This window comes from Photobacterium obscurum (assembly GCF_026191635.1).
In the GTDB taxonomy this organism is placed as follows: Bacteria; Pseudomonadota; Gammaproteobacteria; order Enterobacterales; family Vibrionaceae; genus Photobacterium; species Photobacterium obscurum.
On record NZ_JAKRRW010000006.1, the window covers coordinates 1 to 18,563 of the forward strand.

Here is an 18,563-nt window from a genome sequence, read left to right on the forward strand (position 1 = left end):
TTTCATTGACTTGGTATGTGGTATTCACTAGAGTCAATTGTATAACACGATTGCTTAACCTTGCTTGTGTTGCCATGTTAAGCTTCTGATTTTAAACGGTTTAGTTCGCTTTTGTGTCGCGAAGACAGGGTTCAAATCCCTATCTCTCCGCCAAATTCAAAGAAACCGCTGAGCTATCAGCGGTTTTTTTATACCTGAATTTTTCAAATGAGATAGGGTGAAGAAGCCTAGACACAGGGTTCAGCCGAGCGAAGCGAGACAACGTTGCTAGCCGAAGGCGCTTTATAGCAACGGCCCGTAGGGCGAAGTAAATCCCTATCTCTCCGCCAAATTCAAAGAAACCGCTGAGCTATCAGCGGTTTTTTTACATCTGTCGTTTGGTGAAGGGAGCGGTAGGGTGCAGTTCCCTATTTCTCCGCTACGTTGAAATGGAAGTATCCACCATAGGATTGACTGTCGTCGCTTTGCAACTTCATCACGATTCTGCCCTAAACGGTGAGCGTCGTAAGATACTCCAGGGTATTTATGCATTTATAACGACAGAAATGACGCACCAATGGAGCTTGTGCTTGAATTTGAATGAACTTATTGTGATCAATTTATCAAATTTGAACTAAATTCAGCAAATATGGCATTTAACTCGCTGAGATTATATTCACTATTGACGAATCATTCGCAAAAATAAATAGTTATTACAGCCAGATTATTAACAGATTTGTGGATAATTAGTCGTAAAGTGACTATTTATCCTAATAATTCGCTTTTCTAGTGAAATGATATTTTGATGCTTATCACATTCCCCCTAAATAAATTTACTTACCATTGCACCACTTTAATTATTCTTTCAAATAAAAACTATTAAAGATAAAGCCCATTAAAGATAAATACTTATTTCTGTACTACATAAAAGGATAAAATTCGACATGACTGACGCGATCATCAAAGTTTCTCGAAACACAGAAAATGCACCTCAAAGCGCTCTATCTTCTCAAACAGTTGCTTTTTCTCACTACAATAACTTTTCTGCACAATTGCCTGTAGATCCTAAAACTGGTGAAATCGTAGTTGGTGACGTAAAAGACCAAGCAAAACAATGTTTAACTAACATTAAAGCTATCGTTGAAAGCATCGATCATGTAATGGATGATGTTGTAAAAATTAACGTATTCCTTAAAAATATCAACGACGCTGCGGCAGTAGACGAAGTTTACGCAACATTCTTCGATAACCTACTTCCTACACGCACTGTGGTTCAAGTTAACGCTTTACCAATGGGCGATGCTTTGGTTCAAATGGATGCACTTATCTCTAACGGTGAAGGTACTGCTCCACAAGCGCCTTGTGCACTTATCAAGCTTTCTCGCAATACTGAAAATGCACCACAAAGCGCTGTTTCTACTCAAACTGTTGCTTTCTCTCACTACAACAACATTTCTGCTCAACTACCAGTAGACCCTAAGACTGGCGCGCTAGTAGAAGGCGGCGTGAAAGAGCAAACTGCACAATGTCTTAAGAACATGAAGGCAGTGCTAGAAAGCATCGACGTTCCTTTCGATGACATCGTTAAAATCAACATGTACCTAAACGATCTGTCTGATGTTGATGCAGTAAACGAAGTTTACTCAACATTCTTCCCAGATTCAGCTATCGCTCGTACTGTTGCTTACGTACCGGCACGTTCAGTTATTGCTGCTGATGCGCTACCTATGGGTGCATTAGTTCAAATTGATGCTTCTGTATCTCACGGTGATGGCACACCTCCACAAGAAGTTGAAGATCGTCACAACATCGTTATTCGTGCAAACAACACAGATGCTGCACCACGTAACCCACTACACACGCAAACAGTTGCTTTCTCTCACTACAACCACGTTGCAGCACAACTTCCAGTTGACGTGAAAACAAATGCAATCGTAGCTGGCGGTGCTAAAGAGCAAGCTGAGCAGTGCATGAAAAACATCAAAGCTATCGTTGAAAGTGTTGACCACGTAATGGACGATATCGTTAAGATCAACATTCAACTAAAAGATGTTGCTGATATCGATGCTGTAAACGAAGTTTACACAACCTTCTTCCAAGGCGACCTTCCAGCACGTACAGTAGTTGGTGTTTCTCAAATTGAAATGGGTGCTCTAGTACAAATCGACGCTGTTGTTTCTAACGGCGAAGGTACGCTTCCACAAGCGTAATTGGTATTTGACTGAGCTTATCGCTCTTCAATTGCTATAAGCTGTATTGAGCTTACAAAGATTGGGCAGGTTTTTAATATTTGATGGTTTAATTTACGGTCAAATAATAAAACCTGCCTTTTTTGCCCTTCAGTTTATCAATAGCTCGCACGTTTATTCCTTGTTTTACCGCGCAAGCATTTAAGGCCAATCACTTAAGACCAAAAGCTTCGGCATCAGAGAATTCTAGTATCATTTTTATTATTGGTGGTTATTTAGCGAAGTTTCTATGTTAGGTTGGTGTAGCATCAGTAGCTATGTGATCAGGCGTTTAAGGTATTATCTAGATTAGTCTTATGATCAAATTTCCAAATTGTTGGGTGGGTTACTAATCAGCAGAGCCTTACCAAGGCGCTTAAGTGAATGCACGGTTTGACGCCTAGGCAGTATCAAGAGCAACTGGACGTGTAATTTAAGGGGGGAGTTTAACCGTATCCTCATATATTTCATATTATATCAATATGAATCAATACAAGTTTTAGTTTGGTGTTTAGGTTTGATTAATAATATCAATGGCTTATCAAGTATTATATTTATCGAATAGGTTTTACCCCTCGTTCTTTTAGGTGCTTTTCTCTAGTGTTGTTTGAGATTTTTCTGGTTAATTCTTTAACTCTTTCATCTTGATACATTTTTTTCATGGTTAGGATAAGCCTTTATATACATTAATGATTTTAATGATATTCTTTTGATACTGTACCTGTTCTGTATGGACGTTGATTTGATAGGAAAATTGTTTTCTGTAATATAGCTTTAGCTCTTTTATATGATGCTCTATGCTTATTTAAGCCCTTTGTTTTTCTGCATTTTACATCTTGAAAAAGTATCGAACGATTAGTTAAAACAATGAATATATTGGTAAAGTTAAGCTGATATCAAAGAAATTAAATCAGGTGTCTAGCTAGTCGTTTTACCCCCAAATTATTTATCATAAAAATGATTGTCTTTGGCTGTAACTGTCTGACCAGTGCCATAATTAAATGGAAAGCCTTGTTCTACGTTTCGGTGCTGCGTTTCGTTCAACGGTCGTGCTTGGAAATTGTAGTGGTAAGGCTTATTGCTGACTGTTGGCTTGAGCAAAGAAATAACGGAGGCATGGATAATGCCAATTGTAACCGTTTACCCATCAACCAAAATACAACCGCATCCGGTAAAAGTCTGGACTGACGATATTGATTCGGAAACCGCGGAGCAGCTCAAACGTACGGCCTCTCTCCCCTTTATCTATCACCATGTGGCCGGTATGCCTGATGTTCACCTTGGTAAAGGGGCAACGATAGGCAGTGTTATCGCTACTGTTGATGCAATTGTACCGGCAGCCACAGGTGTCGATATAGGTTGCGGTGTCAGTTCCGTTCGCCTGTCTCTGACGGGGGCTGATCTGCCGTTCGATCTTAAACCGCTCCGTAGTGCTATTGAGCAGGTCATTCCTTTAGGCCCCGGTCGGGAACATCGAGTTGCCAAGATTAAAGGGAACTCGGTGTTGGCTAAGCGACTGGAGAATATTCTTCATGAAAACCCTGCACTAAGGAAAATGCTTGAGCCGGGGCGCTGGGCTCGTCAGGCCGGGACGCTGGGTGGCGGAAACCATTTTTTCGAACTGTGTCTTGATGAGGACGATAATCTTTGGGTGATGCTTCACTCGGGGAGCCGTGGAATAGGTAACACGATTGGACGTTATTTCATCGCTCAGGCTAAGCAGGAAATGGAACGTGCAAATATTCATTTGCCGGATGCCAACCTGGCCTACTTTAAAAAAGGGAGCAAAAACTACGATAAGTACATTGAAGGTGTTAGCTGGGCACAGGATTATGCACGTATCAACCGTGAATTGATGATGAAGGCCGCACTGAAGGTACTAGCTTTTCATTTCCCTCGTTTTTCGGTGACGCACGAGGCGATAAATTGTCATCATAATTATATTGAGCGAGAAGTACATTTCGGCCATGAGGTCTGGGTAACTCGTAAGGGGGCAATTCGGGCTAGGAAAGGAGATTTAGGGGTGATCCCTGGAAGCATGGGAGCTAATTCCTATGTAGTTCGCGGTCTGGGTAATCCGGAGTCATTTTTTAGCTGCAGTCATGGTGCTGGCCGTCGACTGTCCCGGACTCAGGCCAAGAAGCAATATTCGGAGCAGGACTTGATAGAACAAACGGCTGGGGTCGAATGCCGCAAGGACAAAGGTGTGATTGATGAGATCCCAAGTGCCTATAAAGATATCGATACAGTTATGAGAAACCAGAGTGACCTGGTTGAGATTGTTCATACCCTGCGGCAGGTCGTTAATATCAAAGGCTAGTTTAATTACCCTCTGCCTAGCTTAGGGTGGCAGAGGGCGTATATATTATGCCGTTAATTATTGCTTGATAAACAGCCCTGGGCCGCTAACGACCGAATCATCGGCTACGTGCATTAACGCCAGAATATCATCACTATTACCATCTTTAACAAAACTCGCCATCATCTCGTGAGATTTTGATAGGTCTGCTTCCGAATGGTTCTTATCACCCAAACTATCAAGGTACGCTTTACAAGGTTGAACGACATCGGATGCCATCGTCGCTTCGAACAGCATAAATTTAGCGTTGATAACGTTCATCTCAGTACTAACCACTGTACATTGAGAAACATTGTTTTCATCCACCATTGAGGCGGTAATCGCCATTGTGCCACTATCTGAATGACTAAACGCGTATCGGGTATAGTTAGATGGCATGGTGTAAGCTTCAGGTGCCTGCCATTGGCTACCAATCAACTGTGCGAATAAGCTAGCAGACAGTCCAGAGGTATCAGTCTGAACAAAGAGCAGGCGAGATCTGTGGCGATCGTCTGGTTGGATCATGAATCCTTTGTCGCCGTAGACTGGGGAAAGACCCTCAGCTAGCTGATTATTGACCATCTGTGCCTGGTGAGTATCAGATAGCGCTGCTATCCAGCCCCCACCCATTTCGGTGCTCACTTCTTCCGGAGCAAAGCAGCCTGTAACAGCATCATCGTAGCAATATTCGATTTCGATGTTGTGGTCTAAACGGTTGGCTCTCTCGGCCTGGACGTTGTACCAGCCTGGCGCATTAGTGTCAGTGGGGGCGACCTCTCTCAGGGTGGCATATAATTCCTGCTTACCCGGAGTGAGGCTTTGATTAAAGGCAAAGCCTACACCCACGTATTTGGCTGAACTATCAGCATCACGCGAAATATCATCATTGCCGCCTGCTAGAGTCGTCAGGTACACCCCTTCTGGATACACATTATTCTGTGCGGGAGGATTTACTTTGCCCCCGTTGTTATCAGGGGCGGTTTTTTTGCCCGAACCGCCACCACCGCAGCCAACCAAGCCGAGTGTCAATGCTACTACCGGGACCAATACCTTAAGCTGACAGTTCAATTCCGCATCTCCTAATCAATATAAAGACTAAATATTATTTTTATGAACATTGTTCGATAATCGGGTGTAACTGTTTCCTGCTGCTTTAACATTACAGCGGCGGCCATAGCCTCAGCCTCGCGATGTTGAGCAAGAGAGCCTGAATATAGCTGGCTTTGTATGATAAAGCGGATGCATAAAATGATACTTAACGCCTACCTTGGGCGTAAATAGAAGCAGACAAATCAATACAATGTGTTAGCGCTTGATACATTGTGCGGATGGCGGGTAGAAGTGCTTCATTCCCTGCGTTAGAGAGGAAATATCGAGGGTTCATTATACTAAAAGCAGATAGGTTGATTGATTAAATCATTAATTGGCAAATATGTAATAGATCTGATTATGGTATTACCAGCAGTACAACTCACCTACACACAAGGCGTGGAACACCTAAGCCAAGCATTGTTGCGAAAGACAGAACGGGTGTTATTGTTTGGCCCGACGGGAGCAGGAAAGAGTTATTTGGCTGCTGAGCTGGCGAGGCGGCTTCAGCTTGAGAAACAATCTTGTGTTTGTCTGAGTGCGGATCCTGGTTCCCCGAGGTTTGGGATTCCGGCTGCTATCAATTTTGGCGCTTGGAATCATAGCCGTTGGCAGCTGAAAGATTTTGAGGCCTTATGCAGCCTTGATGCTGCCCGTTTTCGTTTGCCGTTGGCCGAGGCCGTTAGTCGCCTGCTGCTAAGAGTGTCCATCCAGCAACCGTTGATCATCGATGCGCCTGGTATGACGAGGGGAGTGGCAGCGTCGGAGCTGCTTACAACGCTAGTCAATTTGACTGCAACGACCATGCTTGTAGTGCTGGATAGTCAAGATGAATCAATAACGTTAGAGCCGGAAATTGCCAGCCTTCACTTACCTGTAATATGGATGTCTGTTTCCGACGAGGCTCACGCCCCCAGTCGGTTTGAGCGTTTGGCATGGCGGACGCAATTATGGGAGCAGTATATGAAGGGGGCTGAGGACACTATCTTGCCGCTCGAAGAAATAGCATTGCTTGGTACGCCTCCTCCTCTTGAATTTCCGGAAAAATGGTGTGGCCGCGTGATTAGTTTGAGTGATGCCGATGGGGTGATCACTATGGGAGAGGTACTGAAATTACAGGAGCAAAAACTAAGGCTGCGATGTCACCAATTCAAACGCTCGCCTTCTCAGTTGTTGCTGCGCGATGCTTGGCACTTACCAGGCCAAAAGCTGGTAACTGTGAACCAACGGAAAAAAATAAAACCGGTCGCCACAACATTTTCAGGTTCCTCTCTGGTCTATCCATCGGATCATAAAGAGACCACGTGCAGCACTCAGATCTGCAGGAGAGATATAACCGCCGAGTTGGTTAATGGCTTATTTGAAGATCCTCTGTTATTGATAAAGACCAGCTGGAGCCGACGATGCCTGCTGTTTGATCTTGGCAATACCTCAAGACTGCCAATGCGTCATATTCATAATGTCAGCCATATATTTATCACTCATGCCCACTTTGACCATATTGGCGGGTTTATGGGGCTGCTCAGGGTACGGTTGGGAGCACCGACCTCTTGTACTTTATATGGTCCTCCAGGGCTGGCCCAGCATATTGCTGGTATGCTCCGCGGAATTTTATGGGATCGTATTGGCGATAATGGCCCCGAATTTGATGTCGCTGAGCTGCATGGAGAGCTGTTACGATGTTTCCACCTGAAGGCAGGGCAGGATGCAATGACTGCTTTGCCTGCCAAGGCAGTTAAGAACGGCATCATCCATCAAGAGGAACGCTTTCGGGTTCGTGCCGTCGAGCTGGATCACGGTACGCCAGTGTTGGCTTATGCCTATGAACCCGTTGCAGCTATCGGTGTCTCTGAAAAGGCCCTTTCAGAGCTTCAGCTACCTCCCGGTCGCTGGCTGGGAAAACTCAAATATACTTACATGGCAGGTGAGCACGCAAGCTTGATTGAGTTGCCTAATGGTGACAGCAAGACTGTAGGCGAGCTGGCGAGCCGTTTACTGCGAAAACAGGCTGGCAAGAAATTAGTGTATGCCACAGATTTGGCTGATACCGCTGAGAATAGAGAAAAGCTCATAACTTTGGCGCACCATGCAGACACACTGATTTGTGAAGCCGCTTTTTCTCGGGATGATCATTTTCGGGGAATTAACAATGGTCACCTAACAACCACTGCATGTGGTGAAATTGCTGCTGCAGCCGACGTTGAGCAGCTGATGCCTTTTCATTTTTCCCGTCGCTATGAAGGGGATCCTGAAAAGCTCTTTCGTGAAATTGAAGAGATTTTCCCCCGTATTGTCAGAATCTTTTGAGCGGGAGGGAGCCAAATTGTGTTTATTTACACTCAACCAGACAAAATTTAGCGATCGTTTATGTATGGTTGCCACATTAACACGAAGAGAGCCTGAGGAAAGTAAAGGCTGTGATTTAAAGCACAGCCTTGTCGGTATAACTTAACTGAATTTAGAATTGATATGAAACGCTTATATAAAAAGAATCAAGGGTAAAGTCGTATAGTTCTGATAACGTATAATCAGAGTAAGCCCCATGATAGGTATAATCTTCATCGGCGTAGAAGAAATCAGCCTCATAGCCAATTCTGAAATTAAGGTTACTTAATGCCAAAGGCGTATACTCAAGACCCAAACCATAACGAAGTGCAACGTATGTTTCTTTATCGAGTACTTTCTTCGATTCATTCAGATCAATCATCGACAGTCCAAGAATACCAAAAGGTCGCAAGCCGTTATTGAATGTATAACCAGCATTTGCTGCGATAGACAGTGCTTCTGGCGACCAATGATGGACTGTTTTGTTCTGCAATAGAGGAACCTGGAAGTTGATGTCTCCGTACTTGGTATACTGCGCTTCTAATGCAATAACGCGGTTGAACTGATAACCTGCAATCAGTTTATAGCTATTTCCGTCTTCATCGATACGAAATAGGCTATCAGAGCCTTCAAAATAGTCATCCATATCATCAATGCCTGTCGAGCCAACACCAGCTCCGACATAAAAACCTCGTACTTCTTTTGCCTGTGAAAATGAGGCAAAAAATAGCGTACTTAAAATAGTTAAGATTTTAATAAATTTCATTTTATATATTATTAAGTGTGATTGTGAAAAAGGAACCAGGTGAGGATATAGTCCTGCCCGAGAAAATAGAGCATGCTTTAAGCGTTTACCCTTTTAGATAAACTAATATTCATTAATTGAAAGTATTTAATACAATATTAAGTATTTGATTATATTTGTGCTCAGATAAAGCTCGTGTCTCATTGATATTATTTAACCATTATAAAGCAAATCATCTTTTTATGGTTAAAGATAAGCCATGAAGGTTAAAATACGCACTGGTACAATATTCGTGACTATACCGATCAAATAAAGTCATGAGGTAGGCACAATATTTATGCTACACACTGAAATGTTAAGTTTCAATGGCTGGCCGAATGATAGACTTGTTATTATTGATAGTATATATATCAATGCGCAAATCACTGTTTCCGAATGAGTAACAATCTTGTTGACAGATACCAAAGCTTGTTCGTTATTGTTTTATTTTTTCAGCGAGCCTGGCAAAGGCAGCTAATTCTGCCTTCTGCCCGTAGATGCAACCCTGATCGGGAAAGGGTGTTATACCAATTCCATTAATTATCTATACGCGCTCTATCACCATAGCAATCCCTTGACCAACACCGACGCACATGGTGCACAGTGCCAAGGTGCCACCGCTGCGCTGTAGCTGATATACCGCCGTGGTCACCAATCGGGCACCGCTCATTCCCAGAGGATGACCGAGGGCGATAGCCCCACCTTGAGGGTTTATTCTCGGATCATCATCTGCCAGCCCCAATTCTCGGGTACAGGTGAGAGCCTGGGCGGCAAATGCCTCGTTAAACTCCAATAGATCGAAGTCATTTAATGTCATACCGAGTCGGTTTAGTAATTTCATTGTTGCAGGTACCGGGCCTATCCCCATGATCCGAGGCGGGACGCCGGCGACAGCCATACCCAGAATTCGTGCTTTGGGTGTGAGATTATGCTGTCCAACCGCGGCTTCAGAGGCCAGAAGTAGCGCGGCTGCACCGTCATTGATCCCTGAGGCATTACCGGCGGTCACAGTACCGTCGCGAAATAGCGGATTTAGTACCCCCAGTTTTTCGAGGCTGGTGGTGCGCAGGTGCTCATCCTTATCGACAATTATCGGTGGCCCTTTCCGGCTTGGAATAGCGACAGGAATGATTTCCGCGGCTAGGCGTCCGTCTTCTTGTGCCATGGCCGCCTTTTGTTGGCTTCTTAGGGCAAACCAGTCTTGGGCACCTCGGCTGATCCCATAGAGTGATGCCAGGTTTTCAGCCGTCTGTGGCATAGGATCTGTGCCATATTGTTTATCAAGTTCGGGATTGATGAAGCGCCAGCCCATGGTGGTATCGTATAGCTCCGCCGAGCGGGAAAAAGCACTGGATGCCTTGGCCATGACAAAGGGTGCTCTAGACATACTTTCGACCCCGCCCGCAATCACTAATTCAGCCTCACCGGCATGGATCGAACGGGCTGCATCCCCGATGGCATTGAGACCTGAGCCGCATAAGCGATTGACGGTGCTGCCCGGAACCTGGTGGGGTAATCCGGCCAGCAGTCCCGCCATTCTGGCAACGTTACGGTTATCTTCGCCCGACTGGTTGGCACAGCCGAGTAACACGTCGTCTGCCTCTTGCCAATCTACATTATTGTTTCGTGCTATTAATGCCCGGATTGGCAAAGCAGCCAGATCATCGGCCCTGACAGAAGACAGAGCACCACCATAGCGGCCGATAGGGGTACGTATTGCATCGCAAATATAGACATTCATAATCGTAATCCCTTAATCATTCTTGGAAGCAAACAGAGGCTTTATGGTTCGGAAACCGCCTAGCAGTACTTCGGTAAAGCGGTTGATCTCCCTCTCGGTCATGGCGGTAGACAAGGTGCCCGAACAGGTGTTGATCATCATATAACCATGGTTAAACAGGTGATCCAGCAAGGCGCTTCTTATTCGGATTTCATTATTGTCTGCGTAAGCCAAGCGGTAATTAGTCGGAGGCTTCGGCTTCATATGGATGCGGAACATCGAACCGTTACCTGTCACACAGGCGGGTATATCGGCAATTCCGATTGCTTCGGTGATTTGTTGACGCAACTGGTTGCTCAGGCTGTTGAGCCGGTATATCGCATCTTGATCAAATAGCTGCATGGCCGTAAGACCGGCAATCATAGTGATTGGGTTGGCAGAAAAGGTTCCTGAATGGGGAAATAGCAGCTCATCTGCCAGAGGGTTCATGACTTCCATTACCTCTTTCCGTCCCGCGAGGGCACCGACGGGAAAGCCGCCGCCGATCATTTTGCCCATAGCGGTCAGATCCGGCTGAACTGAATAATTGTCCTGTGCGCCGCCATAGCTGTTTCGGAAAGTGATCACTTCATCAAAGACTAGCAAGGCCCCGTTGTTCCGGGTCCAGTTTCTGAGTGCCGTAATAAAGGCATCTGAGGCCGGGATTAGCCCCACGCGATGAGGCAGGAGATCAACCAGCACGCAGGCTAGTTCGCTGGCATGCTGCTCCAAAATAGCGATGGCTTTATCCGGATCATTGAAAGGGATCACCACCACATCGTTCAAGGTGGAATCCGGCGTGCCGTGGGCAACGGGAACACTGGCCGGATTATTCTGCTCACCCCAGTTTGTCGGGTTGGCGGTCTGGCTGACCTCCGCGTAGTCATAAAGCCCGTGATAGGCGCCTTCGACTTTGGCAATTTTGGGGCGCCCGGTGAAGGCTCTTGCAGCCTTGAGACAGCTCATCACCGCTTCCGTCCCCGAATTAACAAAGCGGATCATATCGAAGCCAGCATTGCGGCTGCAAAGATGCCTGGCATACTGAATTTCGATTTCGGTGGCCAAGGTGAAAGCAGTACCTTTATGTAATTGCTCAGTCACAGCGGCTACGATTTGTGGGTGGGTATGGCCGTGGATCAAAGCGGCCATATTGTTGGCGAAGTCGACGCGTTGAGTTCCTTCAACGTCGGTTACATAGCAGCCTTGACCATGAGCAGCATAGAGAGGGTGGGGGTGGCGCAATACCGTATTTCGGCTGCATCCGCCGGGCATCAGGTGAAGAGCCTGGCGGTATAGTTCAGCGCTGTGTTTCGACGATGGGGTTTTATATTGTTGTTCCATGCTTCTATTCCAACTTACTTGAAGGTGCATTCAGCGGGATCCGTTCCCTTTGTGTTGTTAATAGCGGCAGCCTTTTCTTTTTCAGTCCTGCTTTCTACATCAGCAAGCAGAGCCGTTTCGGTATGATTAACGGTAGGTTTGTTGAGTTGTTCGCCGAGCTTGTGTCCAAGTAACAGCTTGCAATTGGTGCGCTGCTGCAGGTAGTCAAAGTCGATACCCGGAGCCAGCTCCACCACTTCCAAGCCCAGAGGTGTGACATCAATGACGGCAAGATCGGTATAGATTCTATCGACTACATGGCGTCCGGTTAGCGGATAACTGCACCTTTCCACCAGTTTGGGCTCGCCGTTCTTGGTGGTGTGTTGGGTGATCACAAAGATTGTTTTAACCCCTGCGACTAAATCCATGGCTCCGCCAACGGCCGGAATCGCATCTTTTGCCCCTGTCGACCAGTTTGCCAAGTCGCCCTGTTGGGAGACTTGCATTGCTCCCAGTACGCAGATATCAATATGCTGGCCCCGGATCATGGCAAAACTGTCAGCATGGTGGAAATAGGCTGCGCCGGGGATGGCGGTTACTGGTTTTTTCCCCGCGTTGATCAGCTCGGTATCCTCATGACCGTACTCGGGCGCAACGCCCATACCGAGTAAACCGTTTTCCGTGTGATAGATCACTTCCCGTCCATCGGGAACGTAACGGGCAACTTTTTCGGGAATACCAATACCGAGGTTGACGTAGGCACCATCGGGAATATCAAGTGCTGCCCGCTGTGCCATTTGGTCGCGGCTCCAGCCTATAGTTTGTTGTGTCGTTTTCATGGGTAGTATTTCCCCTCGGTAACGAGTTTGGATTCATGGGCGGGATCGGAAACGGTAACAATGCGGTTCACAAAAATCCCCGGAGTGACGATCTCTTCAGGATCAATGGTGCCAGCCTCGACCTGTTCACCCGTTTGAACAATGGTTGTCTTGGCGGCCATTGCCATAATCGGTGCAAAATTTCGGGCAGTTTTGTTATAGAGCAGGTTACCGTAGCGGTCGGCCTGACGGCATTTGATCAAGGCGAAGTCGGCCGTGAGGCCGCTCTCAAGGACATATTCACGTTCCTCAAACACTCGATGCTCTTTGCCGTCGGCAAGTGGGGTGCCAACTGAGGTCGCGGTATAGAAAGCGGGGATCCCTGCGCCCCCCGCCCGGATCCGCTCGGCCAGCGTGCCCTGGGGGACAAGTTCCAATTCGATGTCGCCTGCCCGGTAGAGATCAGGAAAGACGGTGGAATTGGCTGTACGGGGAAAAGAACAGATCATTTTGCCGACCTGTCTGTTTTCGATTAATGCCGCCAGGCCGACATGGCCACTGCCGGTATTGTTGTTGATAACGGTGAGGTTGCGTGCCCCGTGATCGATTAGGGCGTGGATCAGCTCTATCGGGCTACCGGCCTCGCCAAATCCGCCGATCATCACGGTCGCGCCGTCAAAGATATCGGCGACGGCCTGGGCGGGAGATGCGATATGTTTATTAATCATATTAACAACGCCTTGTTGTGAGGGTTTTTGTTGTTGGCTGTGGTAGCCACCGCAGCCGTGGCTACCCTGAGTTGATGATCTTGAAGGTATCAGTTCAGTCGTTGGCGAAGTGCATTGGCCAGGTCCGTTTCGATTTGCTGTAGTTCTTCTTCAAAAAAGAACTTGTCGGTATCGAGTGGCGTCAGGAAATCGACTTTGTTTTCCAGTTCGTCGTATTTGGCGTGGAATACACGGTCCATCCATTCCATGTTGCGGGCCTCGGTGAACTTCAGGGCAAAACATTTCTCGCCGTTGATGATCGAGGTTCCAAGAATTGCCAGCTTGCCTGCTGAGATTGTCATCGAGATGTGGCGCGAAGGGCGGTTTATCGACGACAGTGAGCGGTAGATCAGGTTGAATATTTTTTCAACCTCAGCGAGCGGCGCTGTGTAGTAATGGTGCTCACCGGTCGGGCGTGCACAGTACATCGAGTGGAAACCGACAGACAGCATGCCAAGGATATTGGCTAGGTCGATCCAGTTCTGTGCCGAACGATCAATATCTATCTTGCCGTTTTCGTCGGCAAACAGGCTGATGTGGTTCATCATCGGGCTCTGGCTGCGAATCATTACCCCGTGATTTTGCAGGCGGCGGATAGCGGCTATGGTTGTTGGGTTGAGCAGCTCGCGCGGGGTGGAAAAATGGGCCATCCAAGCCAGCTGAATGCCGTTGTCACGCAGGGTGTCAAACAGTTCTAGCATCGCATCGTATTTGTGGCTCAGGATCATTTCCGGCTGGAAGGTGAGAGAGCGGGTTGCAAGCCGGACATTTTTCACGTGCAGCAACGAAGGATCCTCGATGAGCGGCATGACGTATTGCTTGAGGCGGTTAACAGGCATATAGCCGCCGTCGCCACCGGTGATCAAGAGATCGGTGACTTCGGTATGTTGTCTTAGGTATTGGTGAATTTGTTGGATATCTTTCTGAATAAACATATCTTCGTCGCCGCGTACCTGTGCATGACGGAAGCAGTAAGTACAAAACGAGAAACAGTTTTGAGTCGTTTTATCAAAGATCAGCTGGCATTGCGGATATTTGTGCTGGCTGCCGTCAAGGAATTCGATTTCTCCCTGATCATTCTCGAACCAAGGTTTGTTGAGCTGCTGGTTGCCATCATGGGGATTGGTTTTTTCCATATAATCCACCGCAACCTGGGTACGCTTCTCGCGGCTTTCAGCTTGCAGGTAGGCCTGGGTTGTCTGTGGGTCGATCATGCCCGGTTGCGGGAAGACCAGCTGAAAGACTGAATCGGTGGTGTAGTTGTCCCAGTTAATGCTGTTTAGGGTATGGCGGGTGGCAAGGAAGCGGTAAACCTCAACAAACAGCTCTCTTTCCTCAACACCTCCGATATTAATACCGCTCTGGTGAAGGATGCTGATGACCTCGCGGAACCCCGATAGTCCGGTGTAGTGTTCCTTGTCGTCAAAAAGCATAGGACGGGTTTCAAGCAAGCCGGAATGTTGGGGGTAGGAGGCATGCAGCCGGTTGAGCAACCCCGCAGGCAATAGGTTCTCTTTCTGGATAATGGCAGATATTGATTCGTCATAGCCATGACGCGCCATAGCCTCGAAGACCTTGTCAGGCGTAACAACGAGGTGATCCTTTTTTTCTGGTGACGTGTTGACTGCAATCTGTTCCGCGGCATTTAGCTTGTTCATTGCTTGTTCCTGTGTCTGTCCTTGATGGCTATTACCTTAGAAGTTGTAGGTATTTATGAGAAATATGAAATTTTTATGTTGGCTATAGGAGTTGCCTATAGCTAATGAGTCTTTTGTCGGTTGCTCGTATAGCTAAAACGACGTAGTGTTGTTATATGTTTGTTAACTTGAGCGCTTTGGCGTAGTTATTGTTTTCAGGTTGGCCAAAGTAGGGAAAAGGCAATGGAATTGCGTTCACTTAGGTATTTTCAGGCTGTGTATGAGCTGGGCAGTGTTAGTGGGGCTGCGCGTCAGTGTTTTGTGTCACAACCTTCAATCACCGCCGCCATAAAACAGTTGGAGCACACTCTCGATACTTGTCTGTTTGTTCGTCATACCCATGGAGTGCTGCCGACGCCTGCTGCCGACAAGCTCTATCCGCTGGCAAGGGAAATGAGTGCCAGCGAAAAGACGATTTTGCAACTGTTTGGTGATGGCCCTACACCGGTATCTTTGCGGTTAGGGTTAATGCGCTCGCTCGGCGCACAGCGGATGAGCTATTTGCTGACTGAGCTGACACAGCGCATCGACAACCTTGAGCTCACGCTGGTGGATCCGGATGAACCTTGCGACGCCAGGATTATCTTGCGGCAATCAGTCACGAAAAAGGAGGACTTTGTTCCGATTTGGCAGGATAACTATCTGCTTGCTCTACCTAAGGCCTGGCCGATGACAAGCAAAGCGACGATAACAATCGATGATCTGGACAGCTTGCCTTTTATTAACCGCAGTCCCTGCGATGTACTGGAAAGGGTTAAGCTGGCGATGGCTACCGCTGGAGTACATTTTCAGCCAAGGGCAAACATCAGAACCATTGAATACGCCTGGCCGCTGGTGAGTGCTGGAGTAGGGGCAGCTTTGCTACCGGACTGGCGTGAGATCCGCGAGGCAGAGGGTATCGTACTGCGTCAGATTGACTCTCTAGATTTGAGTAAGTCGATCGGGTTGGCAGTTAAAGCAAATCGGGGGGGTGAACCTCTTATTTCATCAGTGATTGAAGTGTGTGACTCGGCGAGCTCAACTGTTGAACCGAGCTAAACGTAACTATTTTATTTCGTTCAATTTGCCTGTTCTTGCCATTACTAATCACTGGTTAGCGATAAATTATCCTCACGGATTATATATTATTAACCAGATTAACATTATATTAACCTTTCTTTGGTTGGAAACGGACTTACTACCTATGAAATTCTCTATCGCCAGAAAGCTGAGGCTCAGCTTTTTGTTGATCACGGCTCTTTTTTTATGTGCCGCTGTAATCCTCTATAAACAAATCACACAGATCGAAGAGAATGCGCACTCGCTCTTGAGTGACGATCTTCCTACCGTCGATGCTAGCCGCTCACTCCAACAAGCAGCACAGTCTTCCATTTTGGTACTGCGAGCTTACATGCTATTAGGTGGTGATGAATTATCAGAACAGGCTCTTAAACAGCAGTTAACTGATACTTTTACTCTCGTTGATAGTCGACTTGCCGAACTACAGAGTCATTTGACCAAAGCGCAATTTGACACTGTGCGCCAAGGTTGGCTGGCGCTGATGGAGAGCGAGCAAGCTATCGTTTCAATAAGTCATACGGAAGACAACCTTCCAGCTCATGCCTTGATGTTAAATGAAGCTGCGCCCATCGCCGAGGTGGCACTTGATCAGCTACAGGGGCTGATCAATGAAGAAGAGAACAACACCTTCGGCGGCGAGAGAAAAAGGCTCATGAAGCTTTATGCTGATAGCTATACCTCGCTCTCTAATGCTCTGGGGACGTTGCGTGATTACCTGTTTGATGGCAATCAGGATCATCTTGATAAATATAAAGACTTGATGAGCCGACACGGCAAAGCCGTTACCGAAGTGAATAGTAACCTGAATCTGCTAAGCGAAAGCCATCAGAGTTTGTGGCAAATCTTTGAGGAGATGCAGAAGATGTATCTGCCTCTTGCCGAGCAGGTTATTGCCCTTCGTCAATCACCGGATTGGAATAAAGCCAACTACATTATGGCGCAGCAAACCGGCCCCGTGGCAACACAATTTGCCAGTGTTCTCGATGCGATTGTCGCCACTCAGCAAGACAATGCGCAGCAAGGAGGTATTGCTATTCGTGACAGTGTTTCGAGCGTAATAACCACATTAATATCTATTGTCATTATTGCAAGTGTGTGTTCATTACTGATTGCAACTTGGTTAGGCCGTAGTATTGGTTCCCGCCTTACTCTTGTCGCTCAGCGAGCTGAAGACATTTCCTACGGTAAGTTTTCGGGACAGGCTTTGTATAACAAAGGTGATGATGAAATTGCTATCTTGGTGGATGCGGTAAACCGAATGACAGCATCACTATCGGCACTTGTGACTGGCGTAACAGACAAGGCCAAGGATGTGGATTTAAGCATGAATAGGTTGTTGGTGAATAACAGTAGCACCGCCAATGAAGCCACCAAGCAAGCAGAAAAAATAAGCACGATGGCAACGGCTATCGAGCAAATGTCGGTTACAGCCAGTGAAACGGCACAAAATACCCAAGCGGCCTCAGACGATTTGCAGTACTCGTCTTCTTTGCTGACGAACGGCGAAAAAGCCCTTGAGCAAAACCAGCAGACTGTTAATGAACTCAATAAACTTATTGGCCGAGCCAGTGAGATGGTCCAACATTTAAGCGATGAGAGTGATCGTATTGAACGGGTGACCGAAGTGATTGAAAGCGTTGCTGAGCAAACTAATCTGCTGGCTCTCAATGCAGCGATAGAAGCGGCCAGAGCTGGTGAACAAGGCAGAGGTTTTGCTGTTGTTGCCGATGAAGTGCGTCTGTTGGCACAGCGTACAACGGAATCAACCACCGAGATTAATGCGATTGTTGATGCCATCCAGAATTCGACCAGACAAGTGGTCAAGGTTATCAATGACAGTCAGTCATTGGTCAAAGTCGGCACCGAGCATACGGCCAAGGCCAATGCTATGTTGCAAGATACTATCCGCTATATGGGTGATGTTGCCCATAAAGTCAGTAATATGACCGTGGCGACCGAGCAGCAGTCCGATGTTTCTCAGTCTTTGGCTGATTTAGTTCACCAGCTGTCTGACTCTGCCGCAGATGTTTCCAATAACTGTGATAGTGCAAACCAGACATCTCAGGATATTAAGGCCCAGGTTGATGATCTTAACCATGAAATGAGAAAATTTTCTGTGTAGCTCTCAAGCTTTATCCTTGTGGTCAATGCCCGTTGCATAAGGGGATTACTGATAAATAACGTATTGTTGTTCAAGGTTTAATCATATGAAGTGAAATTGAAAAAATCTGCTTTACAACCCTAAGTTAGCCCCGTATTATCCGCCGCACAAAGGAGAGATGGCTGAGTGGTTGAAAGCACCGGTCTTGAAAACCGGCATACGTTTGTAGCGTATCTAGGGTTCAAATCCCTATCTCTCCGCCAAATTAAAAACACAAAAAGCCGTTGATTATCAACGGC

12 protein-coding genes, 1 tRNA gene and 1 other RNA gene are annotated in these 18,563 nt (G+C 46.8%); 7 read left to right on the forward strand and 7 right to left on the reverse strand.

What is annotated here, in order from left to right; genetic code table 11:
- Positions 1 to 197 precede the first annotated feature (197 nt).
- The 3 genes from MD588_RS09640 to MD588_RS09650 all read left to right on the forward strand — a co-directional run bounded on the left by MD588_RS09640 (position 198) and on the right by MD588_RS09650 (position 4,527).
- Positions 198 to 329, forward strand: a non-coding RNA gene (locus MD588_RS09640) — RtT sRNA.
- A gap of 594 nt (positions 330 to 923) precedes the next feature.
- Entirely contained in the window at positions 924 to 2,189 is a 1,266-nt protein-coding gene (locus tag MD588_RS09645; protein WP_265696937.1) for a RidA family protein, read from the forward strand.
- Between the two features lie 1,141 nt (positions 2,190 to 3,330).
- On the forward strand, positions 3,331 to 4,527 hold the full coding sequence (locus MD588_RS09650; protein WP_265696938.1) for an RtcB family protein: 1,197 nt from the start codon (positions 3,331 to 3,333) through the stop codon (positions 4,525 to 4,527).
- Positions 4,528 to 4,584: 57 nt separating this feature from the next.
- Here MD588_RS09650 and MD588_RS09655 read toward each other — a convergent pair whose 3' ends face one another.
- On the reverse strand, positions 4,585 to 5,613 hold the full coding sequence (locus tag MD588_RS09655) for a hypothetical protein (RefSeq protein ID WP_265696939.1): 1,029 nt from the start codon (positions 5,611 to 5,613) through the stop codon (positions 4,585 to 4,587).
- Positions 5,614 to 5,994: 381 nt separating this feature from the next.
- Here MD588_RS09655 and MD588_RS09660 point away from each other — a divergent pair, with 381 nt between their 5' ends.
- A complete protein-coding gene (locus MD588_RS09660; protein ID WP_265696941.1) occupies positions 5,995 to 7,941 on the forward strand; it encodes an MBL fold metallo-hydrolase in 1,947 nt (648 codons plus the stop codon).
- A 151-nt stretch (positions 7,942 to 8,092) separates the two neighbouring features.
- Here MD588_RS09660 and MD588_RS09665 read toward each other — a convergent pair whose 3' ends face one another.
- The 6 genes from MD588_RS09665 to MD588_RS09690 all read right to left on the reverse strand — a co-directional run bounded on the left by MD588_RS09665 (position 8,093) and on the right by MD588_RS09690 (position 15,065).
- Positions 8,093 to 8,725: a porin family protein gene (locus MD588_RS09665; RefSeq protein WP_265696942.1), complete on the reverse strand. Its 633-nt coding sequence runs from the start codon at positions 8,723 to 8,725 to the stop codon at positions 8,093 to 8,095.
- A 562-nt stretch (positions 8,726 to 9,287) separates the two neighbouring features.
- Positions 9,288 to 10,484, reverse strand: a complete 1,197-nt coding sequence (gene pcaF / locus MD588_RS09670; protein WP_322784240.1) for a 3-oxoadipyl-CoA thiolase — start codon at positions 10,482 to 10,484, stop codon at positions 9,288 to 9,290.
- 12 nt (positions 10,485 to 10,496) lie between these two features.
- Complete coding sequence (locus MD588_RS09675) at positions 10,497 to 11,843, reverse strand: aspartate aminotransferase family protein (RefSeq protein WP_265696944.1); 1,347 nt, start codon at positions 11,841 to 11,843, stop codon at positions 10,497 to 10,499.
- A gap of 14 nt (positions 11,844 to 11,857) precedes the next feature.
- Positions 11,858 to 12,661, reverse strand: a complete 804-nt coding sequence (locus tag MD588_RS09680) for a 3-oxoacid CoA-transferase subunit B (RefSeq protein WP_407676561.1) — start codon at positions 12,659 to 12,661, stop codon at positions 11,858 to 11,860.
- Complete coding sequence (locus tag MD588_RS09685) at positions 12,658 to 13,368, reverse strand: 3-oxoacid CoA-transferase subunit A (protein WP_265696945.1); 711 nt, start codon at positions 13,366 to 13,368, stop codon at positions 12,658 to 12,660. Before MD588_RS09685 ends, MD588_RS09680 begins: the two co-directional genes overlap by 4 nt.
- 89 nt (positions 13,369 to 13,457) lie before the next feature.
- Entirely contained in the window at positions 13,458 to 15,065 is a 1,608-nt protein-coding gene (locus tag MD588_RS09690; RefSeq protein WP_265696947.1) for a hypothetical protein, read from the reverse strand.
- Positions 15,066 to 15,287: 222 nt separating this feature from the next.
- On the opposite strand from MD588_RS09690, the gene MD588_RS09695 reads away from it, so the two are divergent.
- The 3 genes from MD588_RS09695 (at position 15,288) to MD588_RS09705 (ending at position 18,527) form a co-directional block, all read left to right on the forward strand.
- Complete coding sequence (locus MD588_RS09695; RefSeq protein ID WP_265696948.1) at positions 15,288 to 16,142, forward strand: LysR family transcriptional regulator; 855 nt, start codon at positions 15,288 to 15,290, stop codon at positions 16,140 to 16,142.
- A gap of 145 nt (positions 16,143 to 16,287) precedes the next feature.
- Positions 16,288 to 18,285 carry a methyl-accepting chemotaxis protein gene (locus tag MD588_RS09700; protein ID WP_265696950.1) on the forward strand — a complete coding sequence of 666 codons (1,998 nt, stop codon included), beginning with the start codon at positions 16,288 to 16,290 and terminating at the stop codon, positions 18,283 to 18,285.
- A 151-nt stretch (positions 18,286 to 18,436) separates the two neighbouring features.
- Positions 18,437 to 18,527, forward strand: a tRNA-Ser gene (locus MD588_RS09705).
- Positions 18,528 to 18,563 lie beyond the last annotated feature (36 nt).